Source organism: Pseudomonas sp. FeS53a (assembly GCF_000931385.1).
GTDB lineage: Bacteria > Pseudomonadota > Gammaproteobacteria > Pseudomonadales > Pseudomonadaceae > Metapseudomonas > Metapseudomonas otitidis.
Map to the genome: position 1 here is coordinate 1 of NZ_JYFT01000014.1, position 19,456 is coordinate 19,456.

Genomic DNA, 19,456 nt, shown 5'->3' on the forward strand with positions numbered 1-19,456 from the left:
TCCTGCTGAAGATCGCCGACCGCATCGAACAGAACCTCGAAGTCCTCGCCGTCACCGAAACCTGGGACAACGGCAAGGCCGTGCGCGAAACCCTCAACGCCGACATCCCGCTCGCCGCCGACCACTTCCGCTACTTCGCCGGCTGCATCCGCGCCCAGGAAGGCGGCGCCGCCGAAATCAACGACGGCACCGTCGCCTACCACATCCACGAACCCCTCGGCGTGGTCGGCCAGATCATCCCCTGGAACTTCCCGCTGCTCATGGCCGCCTGGAAGCTCGCCCCGGCCCTCGCCGCCGGCAACTGCATCGTCCTCAAGCCCGCCGAACAGACCCCGCTGGGCATYACCGTGCTCATGGAACTGATCGGCGACCTGCTGCCGCCCGGCGTACTCAACGTCGTCCAGGGCTTCGGCAAGGAAGCCGGCGAAGCGCTCGCCACCAGCAAGCGCATCGCCAAGATCGCCTTCACCGGYTCCACCCCCGTCGGCTCRCACATCCTCAAGTGCGCCGCCGAGAACATCATCCCCAGCACCGTCGAACTGGGYGGCAAGAGCCCCAACATCTACTTCGAAGACATCATGCAGGCCGAACCGGCCTTCATCGAAAAGGCCGCCGAAGGCCTGGTCCTCGCCTTCTTCAACCAGGGCGAAGTCTGCACCTGCCCCTCCCGCGCCCTGGTGCAGGAATCCATCTACCCCGCCTTCATGGCCGAAGTGATGAAGAAGGTGAAAGCCATCAAGCGCGGCGACCCCCTGGACACCGACACCATGGTCGGCGCCCAGGCCTCCCAGCAGCAGTACGAGAAGATCCTCAGCTACCTCGACATCGCCCAGCAGGAAGGCGCCGAAGTGCTMACCGGCGGCGCCGCCGAGAAGCTCGAAGGCAGCCTCGCCACCGGCTACTACATCCAGCCGACCCTGCTCAAAGGCCACAACAAGATGCGYGTCTTCCAGGAAGAGATCTTCGGCCCGGTGGTCGGCGTCACCACCTTCAAGGAYGAAGCCGAAGCCCTCGCCATCGCCAACGACACYGAGTTCGGCCTCGGCGCCGGCCTCTGGACCCGCGACATCAACCGCGCCTGGCGCATGGGCCGYGGCATCAAGGCCGGCCGCGTCTGGACCAACTGCTACCACCTGTACCCGGCCCACGCCGCCTTCGGTGGCTACAAGAARTCCGGCGTCGGCCGCGAAACCCACAAGATGATGCTCGACCACTACCAGCAGACCAAGAACCTSCTGGTSAGCTACGACATCAACCCCCTGGGCTTCTTCTGAGCCCACCCGCCCCACGAAAAACGCGGCCTCGGCCGCGTTTTTTTCGTTTCAGCCAACCCCCCCACACGAACCGGGTCGCGGCGACAAACGTAGGATGGGCAGAGCTGTGCGAAGCCCATCATTGCGGGGGCAGGGCACGGAGCGATGCGGTTCGCCGAGCTCACCGCATCCTACGGATGCGACCGTGCGTGGATCGCGTTTCATCGATCCACCGCCGGAGCCGTGCCGTGGGAGCGGTTTCAACCGCGAAGAGCCTCGCGAATGAGTTCGCTCCCACGGGGGCTGCCCGTGGGTTGGCGCGCTCCTCGTAGGGTGGGCTTCAGCCCACGCTGGTTACCGCTGGTGGGCTGAAGCGGAACGCCGCCCGGCCCACGCTACAGAGCGGCGTGGTACGCGAGGATCTAGCGCTCTTCCCCCCGCCACTGCCGGGGGCTGACGCCGAACCAGCGGCGGAAGGCGCGGGAGAAGGCGCTGGTCTCGGAGTAGCCCAGCAGCGGGGCGAGTTCGGAGATGGGGCGTTGGCGGCGGCGCAGGTAGTGCAGCGCCAGTTCGCGGCGGGTGCGCTCCACCACCTGGCTGAAGCACAGCCCCTGCTCCCGCAGGCGGCGCTGCAGGCCGGCGGGGGTCATTTCCAGGCGTTCGGCGATGCGTTCGAGGCAGGGTTCGCCTTCGGACAGGGCCAGGCGCACCTGGGTGCCCAGTTCCTCCAGCAGGCTGGGGGCATTGGCGCCGGCGCCCAGGCGGTGGATCACGTCCTGGAAGAGGAACAGCAGGTTCGGGTCGCGCTCCGGCATCGGCTTGCCCTGCACGTCCCCCTTGGGCACCAGCATGAAGTTGCACGGCCGGCCGAACTGCACCGGCGCGCCGAAGGCGTCGCCATGCTCGTGCCACTCCTCCGGCCGCTCATGCTCGAAGGCCACCGCACGCGGCGCCCACTGCGGGCCCAGCACGTGGCGCAGCAGGTTCAGCGCCATGCCCAGGGTCAGCTCGGCATCCTGCCGGCGGTCGAGGATGGCGCCGTGACGCACCTGGTAGTCGAAGCGGTAGCACTCGCCGCAGTCCACCAGACGGATCAGCGTGCTGTGCTGGTGATAGGGGAAGGCACCGGCGAAGTTCTTCAGCGCCTCCTCCAGGGTGTCCGAGAACAGCCCGACATACCCCAGCAAGCCCAGGTCCCGGGGCTGGAACTGCTGCCCGTAGCGCAGCCCGAAGTTGTCGCAGCCCGACTGCCGGGCGGCCTCCTCCAGCACGTCGCAGTAGTTGGGCAGCGCCAGGCTCAGGGTCGGGTGGCGCAGTTGCTCGGGGTCGATCCCGGCCCGGCCGAACACCAGGTCCAGGTCGCCGCCCTGGCGGGTGATGAACTGGTCGAGGCCACTGGCCGCCGCCGACAGCACGCCGACGTTGCTCGCGGGGGGCATCTGCAGGCTGGCGGATGAAAGCAGGGGCTGGCTCATCACGGGGTACCGGGTTCTTTAATTGATCACCCGTTCAAGCAAAAGCCATGCCTCGTCCACGGCCGCCGAAGGGGGCTTGCCGGAGGCACCGTGGCCAGGGCTTCGCACCCTCCCTGTGCAGGCTGGAGGCCGCGCGCACCGGGCCGGAGCACGCTTTTCATGGGGCGATGGGTAACACCCCAGCGACTTGACCGCAGAGGCGCCACCGCGCTTCCCACGGTCAAGTCCTGGGGCCGGTCGGTGGCTACCATCGCCCCATCCCCCAATGGACTGTGCGGGTGTTTGCGCGCCGAGCGTCGCCGAGGACAGGCGGTTTCCAACAACAACAAAGCCCGCGAGGGCTGAGGAGTCCCGATGAGCACGACACAACTCAAACCCACGCTCGGCACCCTGCACCTCTGGGGTATCGCCGTGGGCCTGGTGATTTCCGGCGAGTACTTCGGCTGGAGCTATGGCTGGGGCACCGCCGGTACCCTGGGCTTCCTGGTGACGGCGCTGATGGTCGCCACCATGTACACCTGCTTCATCTTCAGCTTCACCGAACTGACCACCGCCATCCCCCACGCGGGCGGCCCCTTCGCCTACAGCCGCCGGGCCTTCGGCGAGAAAGGCGGGCTGATCGCCGGCATCGCCACACTCATCGAATTCGTCTTCGCCCCGCCGGCGATCGCCATGGCCATCGGCGCCTACCTCAACGTGCAGTTCCCCGACCTGGACCCGAAGCACGCCGCCGTGGGGGCCTACTTCGTGTTCATGACCCTGAACATCCTCGGTGTCAGCATCGCCGCCACCTTCGAGCTGGTGGTCACCGTGCTGGCCGTGGCCGAGCTGCTGGTGTTCATGGGCGTGGTCGCGCCGGGCTTCAGCTTCTCCAACTTCGTGCTCAACGGCTGGGCCGGCAGCAATGAGTTCAGCCTCGGTGCCTTCTCCGGCATCTTCGCCGCCATCCCCTTCGCCATCTGGTTCTTCCTCGCCATCGAGGGCGCCGCCATGGCCGCCGAGGAAGCCAAGGACCCCAAACGCACCATCCCGCGCGCCTACATCGCCGGCATCCTGACCCTGGTGTTCCTCGCCATCGGCGTGATGATCATGGCCGGCGGCGTGGGTGACTGGCGCGAGCTGTCCAACATCAACGACCCGCTGCCCCAGGCCATGAAGGCCGTGGTCGGCAACAACTCCACCTGGATGCACATGCTGGTGTGGATCGGCCTGTTCGGCCTGGTGGCCAGCTTCCACGGCATCATCCTCGGCTACTCCCGCCAGTTCTTCGCCCTGGCCCGCGCCGGCTACCTGCCCCGTGGCCTGGCCAAGCTGTCGCGCTTCCAGACCCCGCACCGCGCCATCATCGCCGGCGGCGTGGTGGGCATCGCCGCGATCTACAGCGACGGCCTGGTGAACCTGCAGGGCATGACCCTGACCGCCGCGATGATCACCATGAGCGTGTTCGGCGCCATCGTCATGTACATCATCAGCATGCTCAGCCTGTTCAAGCTGCGCCGCAGCGAACCGAACCTGGAGCGCACCTTCCGCGCCCCCGGCTACCCGGTCGTCCCCGCCATCGCCCTGGTGCTGGCCGTGGTCTGCCTGGTCGCCATGGCCTGGTTCAACACCACCATCGGGCTAATCTTCCTGGGGTTCATGGCCGCAGGCTTCGTCTGGTTCCAGTTCACCGCGCACCACCGCGCCAGTGCACCGGAAGACACCCTGCTCAGCCGCGTGTGACGACAATGCCCCGCCCAGCCAACCGGGCGGGGTCCGGATGGAGATCGAGATGGCAAGCTACTCCCACAGTGTCGGCGGCCAGACCTGGCGCTTCGACAGCCTTCGCGAGGTGATGGCCAAGGCCAGCCCTGCCCGCTCCGGCGACTGCCTGGCGGGCGTCGCCGCCAGCAGCGACGCGGAGCGCGTGGCGGCGCAGATGACCCTGGCCGAGGTGCCGCTCAAGCGCTTCCTCGACGAGGCGCTGATCCCCTACGAGCAGGACGAGGTCACCCGGCTGATCCTCGACACCCACGACCGGGCCGCCTTCGCCCCGGTGAGCCACCTCACCGTGGGCGACTTCCGCGACTGGCTGCTGGGCGAGTCCGCCGACGAGGCGGCCCTGCGCAACCTGGCGCGGGGGCTGACCCCGGAGATGGCCGCCGCCGTGTCGAAGATCATGCGCGTGCAGGACCTGGTGCTGGTGGCGCAGAAGATCCGTGTGGTCACCCGCTTCCGCAACACCATGGGCCTGCGCGGCCGGCTCTCCACCCGCCTGCAACCGAACCACCCCACCGACGACCCCGCCGGCATCGCCGCGAGCATCCTCGACGGCCTGCTCTACGGCAACGGCGACGCCATGATCGGCATCAACCCGGCCACCGACAGCATTGCCTCCATCAGCGCCCTGCTGGAGATGCTCGACGCCATCATCCAGCGCTACGAGATCCCCACCCAGGCCTGCGTGCTGACCCACGTCACCACCTCCATCCAGGCCATCGAAAAGGGCGTGCCGCTGGACCTGGTGTTCCAGTCCATCGCCGGCACCGAAGCGGCCAACAGCAGCTTCGGCATCAGCCTGGAGATCCTCCGCGAGGGCTACGAAGCCGGGCTGTCGCAGAAGCGCGGCACCCTCGGCAACAACCTCATGTACTTCGAGACCGGCCAGGGCAGCGCCCTCTCGGCCAACGCCCACCACGGCGTCGACCAGCAGACCTGCGAGACCCGCGCCTACGCCGTGGCCCGCCACTTCGACCCGTTCCTGGTCAACACCGTGGTCGGCTTCATCGGCCCGGAATACCTCTACAACGGCAAGCAGATCATCCGCGCAGGCCTGGAGGACCACTTCTGCGGCAAGCTGCTCGGCGTGCCCATGGGCTGCGACATCTGCTACACCAACCACGCAGAAGCCGACCAGGACGACATGGACATGCTGCTGACCCTGCTCGGGGTCGCCGGCATCAACTTCATCATGGGCATCCCCGGCTCCGACGACGTGATGCTCAACTACCAGACCACCTCCTTCCACGACGCCCTCTACGCCCGCCAGAGCCTGGGCCTCAAGCCCGCGCCCGAGTTCGAGGCCTGGCTGGAACGCATGGGCATCGCCAGCCAGCAGGACGGCCGCGTGCGCCTCGGCGAGCAGCTGCCGCCGGCCTTCCGCCACGCCCTGGGGAAAATCGCCTGAGGAGAGGCCCGATGACCGACCCGAAACGCCCCGCCACCGCCAACCCCTGGCAGGCCCTGCGCGCCCTCACCCCGGCGCGCATCGCCCTCGGGCGCGCCGGCACCAGCCTGCCCACCCAGGCCCAGCTGGACTTCCAGTTCGCCCACGCGCAGGCCCGCGACGCCGTGCACCTGCCGCTGGACACGCCGGCCCTGGCCGCCGAGCTGGAAGGCCTCGGCCACGCCAGCCTGCGCCTGCACAGCGCCGCCGCCGACCGCCACACCTACCTGCAACGCCCCGACCTTGGCCGGCGCCTGGACGCCGCCTCCGCCGAGCGCCTGCGCGAACACGCTGCGAATCATCCCGAGGGCTACGACCTGGCCGTGGTGGTGGCCGACGGCCTCTCCGCCCTCGCCGTGCAGCGCCACACCCTGCCCTTCCTGCGGCGCTTCCTCGACCAGGCCGCCAGCGAGAACTGGCACCTCGCCCCCATCACCCTGGTGGAACAGGGCCGCGTCGCTGTGGCCGACGAAGTGGGCGAGCTGCTCAAGGCGCGCATGGTGGTGATCCTCATCGGCGAACGGCCCGGCCTCAGCTCGCCGGACAGCCTCGGCCTGTACTTCACCTGGGCGCCCCGTGTCGGCCTCACCGACGCCAGCCGCAACTGCATCTCCAACGTGCGCCTGGAAGGCCTCTCCTACGGGCTGGCCGCCCACCGCCTGCTGCACCTGATGCGCGAGGCCTGCCGCCGTCAGCTCTCCGGGGTGAACCTCAAGGACGACTCCGACGTGCCGGTGCTGGACGGCCCCGAAGGCGGCCCGCGCGGCAACTTCCTGCTGGGCGGCGACTGACACCGGCCCGGTGCCCGGGCCGGAACACCGGCCCGTGGCGGCGGTCTGACACTGCACCGCCCTTACACGAGCCTGGTGCCCATGGAGCCTTCCCCATCGCCCAACGCCGGCGATCACGCTGACCCCGACTACGCACGCCTGGTGGACGCCGTCACCGACTGCGCCCTCTGCCTGCTGACCCCCGACGGCGTGCTGCGCAGCTGGAACCGTGGCGCCCAGCAGGTGCTCGGCCACCCCCCCGGCGACGCGCTGGGCCGCCCCCTGGCGGACCTGTTCACCGACGAGGACCGCGAGGCCGGCGTGCCGGCTCGCTGGCTCGAGGCCGCCCGGGTCGACGGCCACGCCCGCGAGGAAGGCTGGATGCGCCGCCACGACGGCTCGCCGATCTGGGCCGAGCGGGTGCTCGACCTCATCCCCACCGCGCACGGCGCCCCCCTCGGCCTGGCGCTGCAGGTCCGCGACCTCAGCGAGCGCCACGCCCGCGACCTGCTGCAGGACGAACAGCGCATGCAGCTGTTCCACGCCCAGAAGCTGGAAGCCCTCGGCCAGCTCAGCGGCGGCCTGGCGCAGGACTTCAACGAACTGCTCACCATCATCCTCAGCGCCTCCGCCCTGGCCGGGCGCAGCACCGACGAGACCCGCCGCAAGGAACTGCTCGGCCACATCCACGAGGCCGGCCTGCGCGGCCGCCACCTGACCCAGCACCTGCAGGCCTTCGCCGGGCGCCGCGAACAGCAGGTGCAGGTGCTGCAGCTCGAAGGGCTGCTGCACACCGCGCAGATGTTCTTCATCCAGGCCCTGCCCCGCCACCTGACCCTGGAACTGCAGGTGCGCCCCCCCCTGCACCCGGTGGAGGTGGATTTCGGCCAACTGGAAATGAGCCTGCTCAACCTGGTGTTCAACGCCCGCGACGCCATGCCCCCGGGCGAGGGCACCATCGTCCTGCGGGCCGAGAACCGCTACCTGGATGGCAGCTGGGACGACCTCGTGGGCAGCTTCGTGCGCATCAGCGTCAGCGACGAGGGCAGCGGCATTCCCGAGGCCCTCCTGCCGCGCATCTTCGAGCCCTTCTTCACCACCAAGCCCCTCGGCGAAGGCACCGGCCTGGGCCTCAGCCAGGCCTGGGGCTTCGCCCGCCAGCAAGGCGGCGGCCTGCGCGTGGAGAGCCTGCCGGGCCAGGGCGCCACCCTCGCCCTCTACCTGCCGGCCTGGCAGCCCGGCGCCGCTGCAAATGGGCGGAACTTGCACGATGCGGACGACTCTATCGCTGGCAGGCGCCCCGGCGCGTAGAATCCCACCGCCCCGGACGCGGGGCATGCGAGCCGAAGCGGCTCACCATCGAGCGAAAAACAGCACAGAAGCAGGCCAGAACTTGGAACAGCTAGAACGCCTCCACAGTGGGATCGAGGGACTGGACGCCCTTTTGAAGGGAGGCCTGGTGGCCGGTGCGTCCTACATCGTCCAGGGCCGTCCCGGCTCGGGCAAGACCATCCTCGCCAACCAGATCGGCTTCAACCACGTGCGCAATGGCGGCCGTGTGCTGGTGGCCACCCTCCTGGCGGAAACCCACGAGCGCCTGTTCCAGTTCCTCTCCACCCTGAGCTTCTTCGACGCCTCCAAGGTCGGTGACGAGATCCAGTTCGTCAGCGCCTTCGACACCCTGGAGAACGAAGGCCTCGACGAAGTGGTGCGCCTGCTGCGCCGCGAGATCAGCCGGCAGAAGGCCACGGTGATGATAGTCGACGGCGTGCTCAATGCCCGCTCCAAGGCGGACACGCCGATGGACACCAAGAAATTCATCTCCGAGCTGCAGGGCCACGCCGCCTTCGCCGGCTGCACCGTGCTCTTCCTCACCAGCGCCCGCCTCGACGACGGCAGCCCCGAGCACACCATGGTCGACGGCGTCATCGAACTGGGCGAGGAGCTGGTGGGCAACCGCTCGGTGCGTCGCATCCACCTGCGCAAGACCCGTGGCAGCGGCTCCCTGTCCGGCCTGCACGAGTGCGAGATCACCGAGAACGGCCTGGTGGTCTACCCGCGGCTGGAATCCCTCTACAGCCGCCCGACCCTGCCCGAGGACGCCACGCCCCGGCGCATCGCCAGCGGCACGCCGGATCTGGACGCACTGATCGAAGGCGGCCTGCCCGTCGGCTCTGTGACCCTGGCCATGGGGCCCGCCGGCGTCGGCAAGACCTGCCTCGGCCTGGGCTTCCTCGGCCAGGCCAGTGCCGACGAGCCGGCCCTGCATTTCGGCTTCTACGAATCTCCCGCGCGCCTGCGCCTCAAGGCCCGCGCCCTGGGCTTCGACCTGGAGGCGCTGGAGAAGGCCGGCGTCCTGCACCTGGCCTGGCAACCGCCCACCGAAGGCCTGCTCGACGCCCTGGGCGGCCACCTGATCGCCGAGGCGCAGCGCCAGGGCATCAAGCGCCTGTTCATCGACAGCTTCGGCGGCATGGCCCGGGTGGCCAGCAGCCAGGCGCGACTGGTGGAATTCTTCGGCGCCCTGCTGGGCCAGCTGCGGGCGATGGGCGTGACCATCGTCGCCACCTGGGAGATGCGCGACCTCTACAGCGCCGACATCAACGCCCCGGCACCCGAGCTGTCGAGCATCGTGGACAACCTTCTGTTGATGCGGTTCGTGGAAGTGAATGCTGAACTCAAGCGCTCACTGGCCATTCTGAAGATGAGGGACAGCGGGTATGACCCCGCCCTGCTGGAGCTGCAATTCACCTCGAGCGGACTGCGTCTGGACAAGAACTTCCGCCAGGTGACCTCCGTACTCTCCGGCAACGCGACACGCGTCTGATGGGCGCACAACCGGCCAACCGCTGATGACAACGATCCTGGTAGTCGACGACGAGTATCTGATTGCCGACATCCTCGCCTACGCACTGGAGGACGAGGGCTACATGGTGGTCAAGGCCGGCAACGGCCGCAAAGGCCTGGACGTGCTCGACCGCGAGCGCCCGTCCCTGGTGATCACCGACTTCATGATGCCGGTGATGGACGGCCTGGAATTCGCCCGCGCCATCCGCGAGCGCCCCCAGTACGCCGAGCTGCCGGTCATCCTCATGAGCGGCGCCCAGGGCAACATCGGCCGCCAGCATGGCGACCTGTTCGCCGCCGTGTTCGACAAGCCCTTCGACATCCACGCCGTGCTGGCCAAGGTGGCCGAGCTGATCGGCCCGGGCGAGCCCAGCCACGGCTGACCGCCACGCCGCGATTGCCAGCGTCGCCCGCCTCCCGGAAACTGCGCGCTTTCCCAGTTTCCAGCGGAGACCCGCCGTGTCCACATCCCCCGAACTCGCCAGCGACCCGTCCTGGCTCGCCCGCTGCCAGGCCGCCGCCCTCGACCCGCAGGCCCGCTTCGCCGCCCGCCAGGCCGTGCTCGACGATGCCGCCGCGCTGGACGCCACCCTCTACCGTGCCGACGAGGAGGACGAAGACGCCGAGGAAGAAGACCTGGGCGACGCCCGCGTGCTGATCGAAGGCCCCTTCGTCATCCCCGCCGACTGGAGCGAAGCCGACCGCGAGGCCTACTTCGACGGCAGCGACCCGGCCCTGTTCGTCCAGGCCCGCATCGAATGCCTGGCCCCCGCTTCCAGCCGCCAGCACTTCACCCCCGAACCCGGCGACCAGGTCGCCCTCACCCGCCCGGACGGCCTGGTGGAGATGTACTTCCTCTACGAAGCCTTCGAAGACGACCACGGCCACCACTGCGTACTGATCCGCGACGAAGACGCGCTGTTCTGACCCCGCCGCCTCCGGGAACGCCCGGCGCCTCCCTGGACCAACGATGGGCTTCGCACAGCTCAGCCCATCCTACGAACGGAGCTGGCCCGTAGGATGCGGTGAGCTCAGCGAACCGCATCGATCCATGGCGGGGATGAAGCCCAAACTACGGCCTGAACCGTAGGGTGGGCTTCAGCCCACCATCGGAGCCGCCGGCACCACCCCACGCAGCTCCCATCCCCCGTGCCCCGCTCCTGAACGTAGCCCGGGCTTCAGCCCGGGACCACGGCGCATCCCTGGGCCAGCGATGGGCTTCGCACAGCTCAGCCCATCCTACGGACGGCGGGCCCGTAGGATGCGGTGAGCTCGGCGAACCGCATCGATTCATGGAAGGGATGAAACCCAGGCTACGGCCTGAACCTTAGGGTGGGCTTCAGCCCACCAGCAGATCCACCATCAGGCTCACGCACTCAGAGATCCGGCGCGCGGGCGGCCAGCACGGCGGTGGCGCCCTGGGGGCGGCGGCAGTACCAGATCACCCGGCTCACGCCCCGGGTGATGGCGACGTAGGCCAGGCGCAGGTTCTCGTCGCGCATGGCCTGGTCGTAGCTGTTGCGGAAGTAGCCGCTGTGGGCGTACAGCGCGTTGCGCAGGGGGTGGGATTCCGGCGGCTGGCAGTCGTCGACGATCACCGCCACCTCCGCCTGCAAGCCCTTGGCCCGGTGGATGGTCAGGGCCTTCACCGGCAACCCCGGTTCCAGCGCCGTCTGCACCGTGCGCAGGGTGTCGTTGCGCCGGCCGAGCAGCAGCACCGGCGTGCGCTCGGCACGCTCCAGGCCCGCCACATGGGCGCACTGGGCCTGCAGCTCGGCCACCAGCGCCGGCAGGCCGCCGGGCAGTTCGAAGCCCTGCACCAGCCGCACGCCATGGTCGCCCGGCCGGGCCTCGCGCACAGCGCGGCAGGTCTTGTCCTGCTTGAAGGCCACGCCACCCAGCACCGCCTCGCCGTCGCGCACCACGGCGTCGATGGAGCGGTAGTTGGTCTCCAGGCGCAGCACCGCGCTCTTCTTGCCGCGGCCCTTGGCGAAGTGGCGGTCGAAGTCCATGAACAGCTCCGGCGAGCTGCCGCGCCAGCCGTAGATGGACTGCCAGTCGTCACCGATGGCCATCAGGCTCGGGGTTTCCCCGGCCTGCGCCAGGCGCTCGTGGGCGGCCCGCAGCCAGCGGACGATCTGCGGGGAGATGTCCTGGAATTCGTCGATCAGCAGGTGGGTCAGCGGCACCAGCGCGGGCAGCTTCAGCCCGCCCTTTTCCAGCCGCTCGGTGAGTTCGCAGAACGCCATGTTGAAGGTGGCCAGCCCGCGCTGGCGCAACAGCGCCTGGAAGCGCGCCCAGAAGGGTTGCAGCGCGCGGATGAACTGCTGGTCCCGCTGGGGGCAGGCCAGGGCGTCCGGCTGCAATGCATCCACCCGCAGCCCCAGGCTCTCGATGAACCCGGCCTGCACGTGGAACGCCTCCGGCAGGGCCATCGGCCCCAGCTCGCCGGCCAGGCGCAAGGGGCCTTCCGGGGTCTTCGACAGCACCGCATCGGGCTCCAGGCCCAGCAGGGCGTGGACCGCCGTGCGGAAGCCGACGTCCTCGGCGTAGCAGGCGTGGTAGGCCTCCTGCAGCAGGCGCTGCTGGGCCGGCTTCAGGCGGCCGGCGGCCAGGGGGTTGTCCGGCTCGTCGCCGGCATCGCGGCTGTCCAGTTGCTCGAACCAGGCGCTCACGCCCATTTCGCTCTTGGCCAACACCCCCATGGCCGAATGGAAGGTGCGCACGCACTGGCGCGCCTGGGTCGCGTCGAAGGGCACCTGCCAGAACGCCAGCACCCGCATCAGTTGCTCACGCAGCTGGGCGCAGGAGGCGTTGGTGAAGGAGATGACGGTGAGCTTGGCCGGGTCGACGCCCAGGTGGGCCAGCAGGTAGACCACCCGCAGCAACAGGGTGGTGGACTTGCCCGAGCCGGCGCCGGCGAAGATGCGCGTCAGCGGCCCACGGGCGAGGATCATCGCCCACTGCTCATCGGACGGCGCCGCCACCACACCCGCCGCGACGGCTTCGGCCACCCGCGCGCGCATCGCCTCTTCGGCCCCCTTGCGCCGGGGCAACGCGGCGGCGCGGTAGACGCTCGGGCCCTCGACGGCCGTGCGGGCCCCGCCAGGTTCCTTGGGGGCGGACTTGCGGGCGGTGGGGCGGCCCTTGCCTTCGCTGGCCTTCTTGTTGCGCCCGCGCGGGCGCGCCTTCTTCTGCTGCGCCTGGGCACGGGCCAGGGCCTGGGCGGCTTCGGCGGCCTCGCGTTCGGCACGCAGGTAGGCGGTGGTGCGCGGGAAGCAGCGCACCAGGGTTCCAGAGATCAACGCGGTGTAGCGCTTGACGGCAGACAGCATCCAGCAGGTCCATCGGCAGTGAAACAGGGCGGCGATGATACGGGCTCCCGGGGCCGGCGTCAGTTGCTGGCCCCTGGCCAACCCGGCAAGGCGTTGCCCGGAGCCGGCAAGCCGACGCCGCTTCGACCGGCACGGGATACACGCCAACCCTTGCCACGCCTGGCTTGCAGCCACCTGGCCCGCTTTATGCTGAACGCCGGTGTCCGCAGATTCGGGGAATCCACCCATGACCCTCATCAACAACAACTCGCCGCTGGCCGGCTACCTCGCCTCGCTGGCCGGCAACAAGGCCGGCAACAGCGGCACGTCCGGCACCACCGACAAGCCGCAGACGCCCTCCGACCCCATTGCCGACCTGCGCAAGCTCGCCGCCAACCTGGTGGCCCAGGGCCGCGGCGGCCTGATGAATGCCATGGCCGGCGACACCGGCAACGTCATCACCAACGCCACCCAGGCCAGCCAGGCCGGGCTCAACGGCAGCGGCGGCGCCAAGCTGCAGTTGCCCGACGTTTCCAGCCTCGACCGCGACGACGCCGCCAAGCTGCTCACCCAGGTGCAGAAGCTGCTGGACAAGAACCTGGGCGGCGGCCTGTCCTTCGTCGGGGTGAACGGCAACCAGCAGACCCAGTCCCTGGAAACCTACCGCGACTGGCTGCAGGCCAAGGGCGGCATCAGCGTCTACGCCTGAGCCGCCTCCACCGGCCCCTTCTCAGCGCAGGGCTTCCTGCAGTAGCGCCCAGTAGCGCGGGTGCAGGCTGATGTCGTTGTGCCCCACACCCTCCAGCGGCTCCAGCCGCGCTACACCGGGGGCGAAGTGCCGGGCGAGGCGTTCGGCGTGGGCCGGGGGAATCACCCGGTCCTGCCCTGCCACCAACAGCAGGCTCGGCGTCCGCAGGGCTCCGACCCGGTCCACCGAGCGGTAGCGATCCTTCAGCAGCCAGCCCACCGGCACCCAAGGGAAGCGTTCCGCCGCCACCGCCTCGATGCTGTCGTAGGGCGTGACCAGCACCAGCCGCCTCACTGGCCGGGCGCTGGCCACCTGCACGGCAACCCCGGAGCCGAGGCTGCGCCCCACCACATCCACTTGCGGGTACGTGGCCTGCACCTGGTCGAACAGGGCCAGGGCGTCGCGCACGATCAGCGCTTCGGAGGGTTCGCCGGCGCTGCCGCCGTAGCCCGGGTAGTGCATCAGGTACAGCGCGCGGTCGGGGAAGGCCTGGCGCAGTTCGGGGAGGTTGAGAGAGACGTCCTCGGCATTGCCGCCGAAGTACAGCAGCGCCCGGGGCCCGTCGTGGGCCTGCACCGTGACCTGCAGCGACCCCTCGGGGCGGGTGAGTTCGAGGGTGCTGCCCGGCGCGTCGAGGGTGCGCGGCTGGGGCACGTAGAGCAGCTGGCGCTGGAACAGGTAGAGCCCGGCGCAGAGCAGCAGGTAGAGGGCGACCAGCAGGGTCGCGAGGGTGATCAGAAAGCGGGTCATGGCAGCTCCTGGCAGCGCCCTCCAGGGCACCTCCAACGATTCAGAGGTGCCCTGGAGGCGCCGACCGATCTTTCCACAGGGCCGCCAGGCCCGCTATCGACCGGTGATCAGAAGCTGAAGTCGACCTTGGTCCACAGGGTGCGACCCGGCTCGTTGATCGCCTCGGGGTCGGCGGGGAAGCCGAACCCGGCGTCGCCGGCGCGATTGAGGTGCTCGGAGTAGGCCTTGTCGAAGAGGTTGTCGACCCCGGCGCTGACCTTGAGGTTGGAGGTCAGGCGGTAGGCGCCGTTGAGGGAGAACACGCCGAAGCCGCCGCTCTTGTCGAAGTCCTGGCCGACCACGTTGCCCTGCTTCTCCGCCACGCGGTTCTGCGCGGCCACCACGCGCCACAAGGCACCGGCACTCCAGGCGTCCTGCTCGTAGGTGAGCCCCAGGCGTGCCTCCAGCGGCGGCATCTGCGGCAGCGCGCGGCCGTCGGAGCTGTTCTTGCCCCAGGCGTAGGCCAGGGTGCCGTCCACCTTCCAGTTGTCGTCCAGGCGGTAGGCCGCGCCCAGTTCGCCGCCCATGATGCGCGCGTCGATGTTATCGGCGCGGGAGGTGGCGCCCATCATCCCCGGGGTGTAGGTGAACAGGATGTAGTCGCGCACCTGGCCGATGTAGCCGGAGGCCCAGGCTTCCAGGTCGCCGTCGTTGTACTGCACGCCGAAGTCGAGCTGGGTGGTCTTCTCCGGCTTCACGCCGTCGAAGGCGTTGACCGAGCCGACCGGGCCACGGCCGGGGGAGTACAGCTCCCAGTAGTCGGGGAAGCGCTGCACGTGGCCGAGGCCGGCGTAGAGGGTGGCCGGGGCATCTGCCAGGTCGTACTCGTAGCGCATGAAGCCGCTGGGCAGGGTGTCGGAGCGGGTCTTGCCGTAGGTGGGGTTGGCCATGTTCATCATGCCCACGGTGGCGCGGTCGTCGAGGGCCTGGGCGTGGTCCAGGCGGGCGCCGGTGATCACCCGGTTGCGATCGGCGGCGTACCAGGTCAGCTCGCCGAAGGCGCCGTAGTTGTGCATCAGCGCATCACGCACGCGGGGGAACTGGTCGGCGTCGGTGAACTGGCCGCTCATCATCGAATAGCGCGAAGCGCGCTTGCGGTGCTCGCTGCGCATGGCGTCGAGGCCGGCCACCAGTTCCACCTCGCTCCACTTGAAGGTGGCGGCGACACGTCCGCCGAGGGTGCGGCGGTCCACCTGGGAGGCCATCGGCATGGGCATGGAGCTGGAGGGGTTGGGGCTGCGCAGGCGGAAGTTGTCCATCACATGGTCGGCGTAGTTGTAGTAGACCTGCGCCTCCAGCTTGTCGAGCACGCCGCCCAGGTTGCTGCGCTCAAAGCGCAGGCCGAGGCTTTCCCGCAGGAACTGGCTGCCGTCCATGCCGCGCCCGGCGTAGCGGGCCTCGCCGTTGCCACGGCCGGCGGTCAGCTCCACCAGGGTGTCTTCGTCGGGGGTCCAGCCCAGGGCCACGTCGCCGTTCCACTTGCGCCAGCGCGAGGGCACGGTGTCGCCGTTGCCGTCCTCGTAGTCGTCGGACTGGGACTGGTTGCCGGTGAAGCGCAGGTAGCCCAGCTCGCTGCCCACGGCGCCGTCCAGCACCTTGTCGAAGCGCCCGTTGGAGGCGGCCAGCACGCTGGCGTGGACGCGACTGCCCAGCTCGCCGAAGCGCTCCGGCTCACGGTCGAAGAGCACGGTGCCGGCGGAGGCGCCGGGGCCCCAGAGCACGGTCTGCGGGCCCTTGATGACGGTGAGACGGTCGAAGGTTTCCGGCGAGATGTAGGAGCTGGGGGCGTCCATGCGGCCCGGGCAGGCGCCGAGCATCTGGCCGCCGTTGGTGAGCAGGTTGAGGCGCGAGCCGAACATGCCGCGCAGCACCGGGTCGCCGTTGGTGCCGCCGTTGCGCACGGCGGCGAAGCCGGGAATGGTCTTCAGGTAGTCCGCGCCGTCGCTGGCGGGGATGGGCTGGCGGGCGTCCTTCGGGTCGGCCACCACGGTCAGCGGCGAGCTCTGCTGCACGGCGGTGACGACCGTGGGCTGCAGCTCCTGGGTGTCGCTGTCCTTGGCGGCGGGCTTGGCGTGGACGTGCTCGGCCGCCTGCAGGCCGCTGCACAGGGCCAGGCCGGCTGCGAGGACGAAGGCCTGGCGCCAGCGCAGCTGGCTGCGGTCGAGGGTGAAGGGGGTGCGGCAATCGGTGGAACGGGCAGAAAGGGACATCGTGATTTTCCGGATCAGGTGGATCAGGCCGCGCCGGACGGATGCACGGGCGGCAGGACGCGACGGCCACGCGCAGGCGGGCCGCAGGGGACGAGCCGGAAACTCAGGGGGAGGCGCGGGGGTTGGCCGAGGGCCAGCGCTCTCGCGGCGGGGCCGTACAGCGGCGCTCGCGAACCGGGCGCGGGACCGCGCGCTGGCGCTGCAGCCAGTACAGGCCGAGGAAGAAGATGACGCCAAGGGTGATGGCCGAGCCCATCGGGCAGTTGAAGCCGGCACCGGCGAGCCGCGACAGCTCGCCCGGCAGGTCGCCGAAGCCCGGCCCCGATTCGCCATGGGCGGAACAGAAGGCGCCGCCGAGGCCGCTCAGCTCCAGCCCCATCGCCTGCCCGTGGTGGACGCTGCAGGCGAGCGCGTTGAGCAGGACGCAGGCGTAGAGCATCCAGGCGATCAACGAGCGGGAGGAAGGGGTCGGTTTCATGGGCGGCGACTCTAGCACCGAAGCCCCGGATCACGGAACGCGGGCCTTGTGGCGCATTGCCGCACGGTCCTGCCAGAACCTTTCCCGCCGATTCAGCCGGGCGCGGTGGCCTTCAGGCCGGCCAGCAACAGGCGCTGGAAGGCCTGCTCGCGCAGCCCTTCGGGGCTCTCCAGGCCCATGCGCCGGAGGTGTTCGGCGCAGGCCTCGGCCGAGGCGACCTCGAACAGCGCACTCATGCCCAGGTCGAGGGCGTCCTCCAGGCGCAGCCGGGCGCCGAGCCAGCGCAGGGCCCGCAGCAGGTCCTGCTCCACGGGGGTGAAGTCGCAGCCCAGCGGGTACTCCGCGAACAGCCGCGGGTGATCGGCCTGCACCCTGTGCAGGCGCCAGGGCGTGTTGCCGCGACAGGCCGGGTCGAGCACGAAATCCGACGGCAGCTTGCCGGCCGCCTTGGCCTGGGCCACCAGCTCGTCCTGGAAACGTGCGTCGCTGATGCGCAGCAGGGCTTCCACCACCTCGGCATCGTTGCGCCCGCGCAGGTCGGCAATGCCGTATTCGGTGACGACGATGTCCCGCAGGTGGCGCGGGATGGTGGTGTGGCCGTAGTCCCAGAGGATGTTGGAGTGGGCCTCGCCGCCCGACTCGCGCCAGCTGCGCAGCATCAGGATGGAGCGGGCGCCGTCCAGCTCATGGGCCTGGGCGACGAAGTCGTACTGCCCGCCGACGCCGCTGAGCACGCGGCCGTCCTCCAGTTGGTCGGCGGCGCTGGCCCCCAGCAGCGTCACGCAGAAGCAGCTGTTGATGAAGCGCGCGTCACGCCGCTGCTGGCGCTTGAGGGCTTCGTCGCCGAGCAGGCGGTTGACGTAGCCGATGCCGGTCATGGCGATGCGCGCCCGGCCGGCGTCGTCCAGTGCGGCCAGGCGCCGGTAGAAGTCGCGGGGCCCGAGGAAGAAGCCGCCGTGGATGCACACACCGCCACGGGCGCTTCCCAGGTGCTCCACCAGGGCGGCGCGGGTCGCCGGCGCCTCGATGTCCGCCGGCAACCGGCGGCCGTCGGGCAGTTGCAGGTGCTCGCCGTCGAGGGTCAGGCGGCTGTCGAGCAGGCCGTGGCCCCGGGCCCAGCCCAGGGTGCCGGCGTCCAGGCGCGGCGGCAGGGTGGCCAACAGCGCCTCGGGGTCGACCACGCGCCCTTCGGCGTCCAGCACGCCGGCGTCCGCCAGGCGCTGCAGGCGCAGGTCCGGGTAGGCGCGGCGCCCGAGGATGCCGGCTTCCAGCAGGTCCAGCAGCCCGGGCAGGACCATTTCACTGTTGGCATAGAGGCCCTGGTGGAACGGCGCCAGGCCGCCCTCGCGGTCGATCAGCCCGTCCCAGCGTCCAGGCACGTCCAGGGCGTCGAGCACTGCCCGGTAGGCGGCGTTGTCCCGGTGCCGGGCCAGCAGCGCGGCGGTGAGGGCGTCGGCCATGGCGCCGATGCCCACCTGCAGGGTGCCGCCGTCACGCACCAGGGTGCTGGCGTGCAGGCCGATGGCGTGGTCCTGGGCGCTGACGGGCATGTTCGGGGTGGAGAACAGCGGGGTGCGCTCGGTCTCGTCCAGCACCAGGTCGAAGGTCGCCGCCGGCACCTCGGCGTCCCCTGGCATGTAGGGCAGCGCCTCGTGCACCTGGGCCACGCAGAGCACGGTCTCGCCGCGCTGGCGACGGGCGTCGAGGCCGGGCAGCAGGTCGAGGGTGATGTCCGGGTTGCAGCTGAGGCTGAACGTCCCCGGCCGCGCGGGATCGCGGGCCACCAGCTGGGCCAGCAGGTTGAGCCGCTTGCGCGCCAGGTCCCGGGCGACATGGCTGTAGTTGAGGCTGACGTAGTGCTGCTGGGCGCGGGGGTTGTCCAGCTGGCTGGCGGGCTGCAGGTAGAACTCCTCGATGCGGATGTGCGCCGGCAAGGTGCCCTGTTCGAGGTCGGCCAGGTAGTCCAGCTCGGGGCAATCCCCCAGCACCCGCTCGAAGAACGGCTCGGCGAAGCGCCGCTCCAGCTCCCCGGACGGTCGGGGCCGGGCCAGGGACAGCGCGGTGTAGAGCGTCAGCGAACGCTCGGGCATGGCCTTGATGCGCTGGTACAGGGCGTTGACGAAGCGCACCGGCTTGCCCAGCCCGAGGGGAATGCCCAGGCGGATGGGCCCGTCGATGCGCGCCAGCACCTCATCCACCACCTGTTCCAGGGATCGCTCTGCCACGGGGAACTCCTTGCATCGGCTCGTCCCGGGGTTGGACCGGCAGCGGGTGCGTTTCGATCCCCCTACGTGGCGCAGCCGGCCGCTTTGCCGCGATTGCGCGGCGAACAAACTTTGAGGCAGCATCGGGACGGTGCTGGCATGG

Annotated in this window: 15 protein-coding genes; 9 read left to right on the forward strand and 6 right to left on the reverse strand. The window is 69.9% G+C overall.

From position 1 onward, the window contains the following. Nucleotides 1–1,274 (forward strand): aldehyde dehydrogenase family protein (locus SZ55_RS05075; protein ID WP_044402353.1); only part of this gene is annotated, 1,274 nt, incomplete at its 5' end. Between the two features lie 401 nt (nucleotides 1,275–1,675). Here SZ55_RS05075 and qhpR read toward each other — a convergent pair. Next, a complete protein-coding gene (gene qhpR, locus SZ55_RS05080; protein ID WP_044402356.1) occupies nucleotides 1,676–2,728 on the reverse strand; it encodes an AraC-like transcriptional regulator QhpR in 1,053 nt (350 codons plus the stop codon). 354 nt (nucleotides 2,729–3,082) lie between these two features. On the opposite strand from qhpR, the gene eat reads away from it, so the two are divergent. The 7 genes from eat (at nucleotide 3,083) to SZ55_RS05115 (ending at nucleotide 10,477) form a co-directional block, all read left to right on the forward strand. Then, nucleotides 3,083–4,450 (forward strand): ethanolamine permease, encoded by a 1,368-nt coding sequence (eat, locus tag SZ55_RS05085; protein WP_044402359.1) that lies wholly within the window; start codon nucleotides 3,083–3,085, stop codon nucleotides 4,448–4,450. A 49-nt stretch (nucleotides 4,451–4,499) separates the two neighbouring features. After that, entirely contained in the window at nucleotides 4,500–5,894 is a 1,395-nt protein-coding gene (locus tag SZ55_RS05090; RefSeq protein ID WP_044402363.1) for an ethanolamine ammonia-lyase subunit EutB, read from the forward strand. A gap of 11 nt (nucleotides 5,895–5,905) precedes the next feature. Continuing rightward, on the forward strand, nucleotides 5,906–6,724 hold the full coding sequence (gene eutC / locus SZ55_RS05095; RefSeq protein ID WP_044402366.1) for an ethanolamine ammonia-lyase subunit EutC: 819 nt from the start codon (nucleotides 5,906–5,908) through the stop codon (nucleotides 6,722–6,724). Between the two features lie 81 nt (nucleotides 6,725–6,805). Continuing rightward, complete coding sequence (locus tag SZ55_RS05100; protein WP_044402369.1) at nucleotides 6,806–8,014, forward strand: two-component system sensor histidine kinase NtrB; 1,209 nt, start codon at nucleotides 6,806–6,808, stop codon at nucleotides 8,012–8,014. 82 nt (nucleotides 8,015–8,096) lie between these two features. Continuing rightward, nucleotides 8,097–9,530, forward strand: a complete 1,434-nt coding sequence (locus tag SZ55_RS05105) for an ATPase domain-containing protein (protein WP_044402372.1) — start codon at nucleotides 8,097–8,099, stop codon at nucleotides 9,528–9,530. 25 nt (nucleotides 9,531–9,555) lie between these two features. Next, nucleotides 9,556–9,933 (forward strand): response regulator, encoded by a 378-nt coding sequence (locus SZ55_RS05110; RefSeq protein WP_044402374.1) that lies wholly within the window; start codon nucleotides 9,556–9,558, stop codon nucleotides 9,931–9,933. Between the two features lie 76 nt (nucleotides 9,934–10,009). Then, nucleotides 10,010–10,477 (forward strand): hypothetical protein, encoded by a 468-nt coding sequence (locus SZ55_RS05115; protein WP_044402377.1) that lies wholly within the window; start codon nucleotides 10,010–10,012, stop codon nucleotides 10,475–10,477. A gap of 449 nt (nucleotides 10,478–10,926) precedes the next feature. Here the strand turns inward: SZ55_RS05115 and SZ55_RS05120 are convergent, their stop codons facing one another. After that, entirely contained in the window at nucleotides 10,927–12,885 is a 1,959-nt protein-coding gene (locus SZ55_RS05120; RefSeq protein ID WP_044402380.1) for a DEAD/DEAH box helicase, read from the reverse strand. Nucleotides 12,886–13,111: 226 nt separating this feature from the next. Here SZ55_RS05120 and SZ55_RS05125 point away from each other — a divergent pair, with 226 nt between their 5' ends. Beyond that, nucleotides 13,112–13,573 (forward strand): hypothetical protein, encoded by a 462-nt coding sequence (locus SZ55_RS05125; protein WP_044402383.1) that lies wholly within the window; start codon nucleotides 13,112–13,114, stop codon nucleotides 13,571–13,573. A gap of 21 nt (nucleotides 13,574–13,594) precedes the next feature. Here the strand turns inward: SZ55_RS05125 and SZ55_RS05130 are convergent, their stop codons facing one another. The 4 genes from SZ55_RS05130 to SZ55_RS05145 all read right to left on the reverse strand — a co-directional run bounded on the left by SZ55_RS05130 (nucleotide 13,595) and on the right by SZ55_RS05145 (nucleotide 19,314). Then, complete coding sequence (locus tag SZ55_RS05130) at nucleotides 13,595–14,362, reverse strand: alpha/beta hydrolase (protein WP_044402386.1); 768 nt, start codon at nucleotides 14,360–14,362, stop codon at nucleotides 13,595–13,597. Nucleotides 14,363–14,469: 107 nt separating this feature from the next. Next, entirely contained in the window at nucleotides 14,470–16,611 is a 2,142-nt protein-coding gene (locus tag SZ55_RS05135; RefSeq protein ID WP_044402388.1) for a TonB-dependent copper receptor, read from the reverse strand. Nucleotides 16,612–16,714: 103 nt separating this feature from the next. Next, nucleotides 16,715–17,089 carry a DUF2946 family protein gene (locus tag SZ55_RS05140; protein WP_044402391.1) on the reverse strand — a complete coding sequence of 125 codons (375 nt, stop codon included), beginning with the start codon at nucleotides 17,087–17,089 and terminating at the stop codon, nucleotides 16,715–16,717. A gap of 92 nt (nucleotides 17,090–17,181) precedes the next feature. Beyond that, the gene (locus SZ55_RS05145; protein ID WP_044402394.1) at nucleotides 17,182–19,314 is read right to left on the reverse strand and encodes an acetyl-CoA hydrolase/transferase C-terminal domain-containing protein; all 2,133 of its coding nucleotides are present in this window, start codon (nucleotides 19,312–19,314) and stop codon (nucleotides 17,182–17,184) included. Nucleotides 19,315–19,456: the final 142 nt, after the last annotated feature.

Bases quoted from the DNA above. Each gene is read 5' to 3' on its own strand.
- qhpR (WP_044402356.1), bottom strand. From the start codon at position 2,728: ATGAGCCAGCCCCTGCTTTCATCCGCCAGCCTGCAGATGCCCCCCGCG.
- eat (WP_044402359.1), top strand. From the start codon at position 3,083: ATGAGCACGACACAACTCAAACCCACGCTCGGCACCCTGCACCTCTGG.
- SZ55_RS05090 (WP_044402363.1), top strand. From the start codon at position 4,500: ATGGCAAGCTACTCCCACAGTGTCGGCGGCCAGACCTGGCGCTTCGAC.
- eutC (WP_044402366.1), top strand. From the start codon at position 5,906: ATGACCGACCCGAAACGCCCCGCCACCGCCAACCCCTGGCAGGCCCTG.
- SZ55_RS05100 (WP_044402369.1), top strand. From the start codon at position 6,806: ATGGAGCCTTCCCCATCGCCCAACGCCGGCGATCACGCTGACCCCGAC.
- SZ55_RS05110 (WP_044402374.1), top strand. From the start codon at position 9,556: ATGACAACGATCCTGGTAGTCGACGACGAGTATCTGATTGCCGACATC.
- SZ55_RS05120 (WP_044402380.1), bottom strand. From the start codon at position 12,885: ATGCTGTCTGCCGTCAAGCGCTACACCGCGTTGATCTCTGGAACCCTG.
- SZ55_RS05125 (WP_044402383.1), top strand. From the start codon at position 13,112: ATGACCCTCATCAACAACAACTCGCCGCTGGCCGGCTACCTCGCCTCG.
- SZ55_RS05130 (WP_044402386.1), bottom strand. From the start codon at position 14,362: ATGACCCGCTTTCTGATCACCCTCGCGACCCTGCTGGTCGCCCTCTAC.
- SZ55_RS05135 (WP_044402388.1), bottom strand. From the start codon at position 16,611: ATGTCCCTTTCTGCCCGTTCCACCGATTGCCGCACCCCCTTCACCCTC.
- SZ55_RS05140 (WP_044402391.1), bottom strand. From the start codon at position 17,089: ATGAAACCGACCCCTTCCTCCCGCTCGTTGATCGCCTGGATGCTCTAC.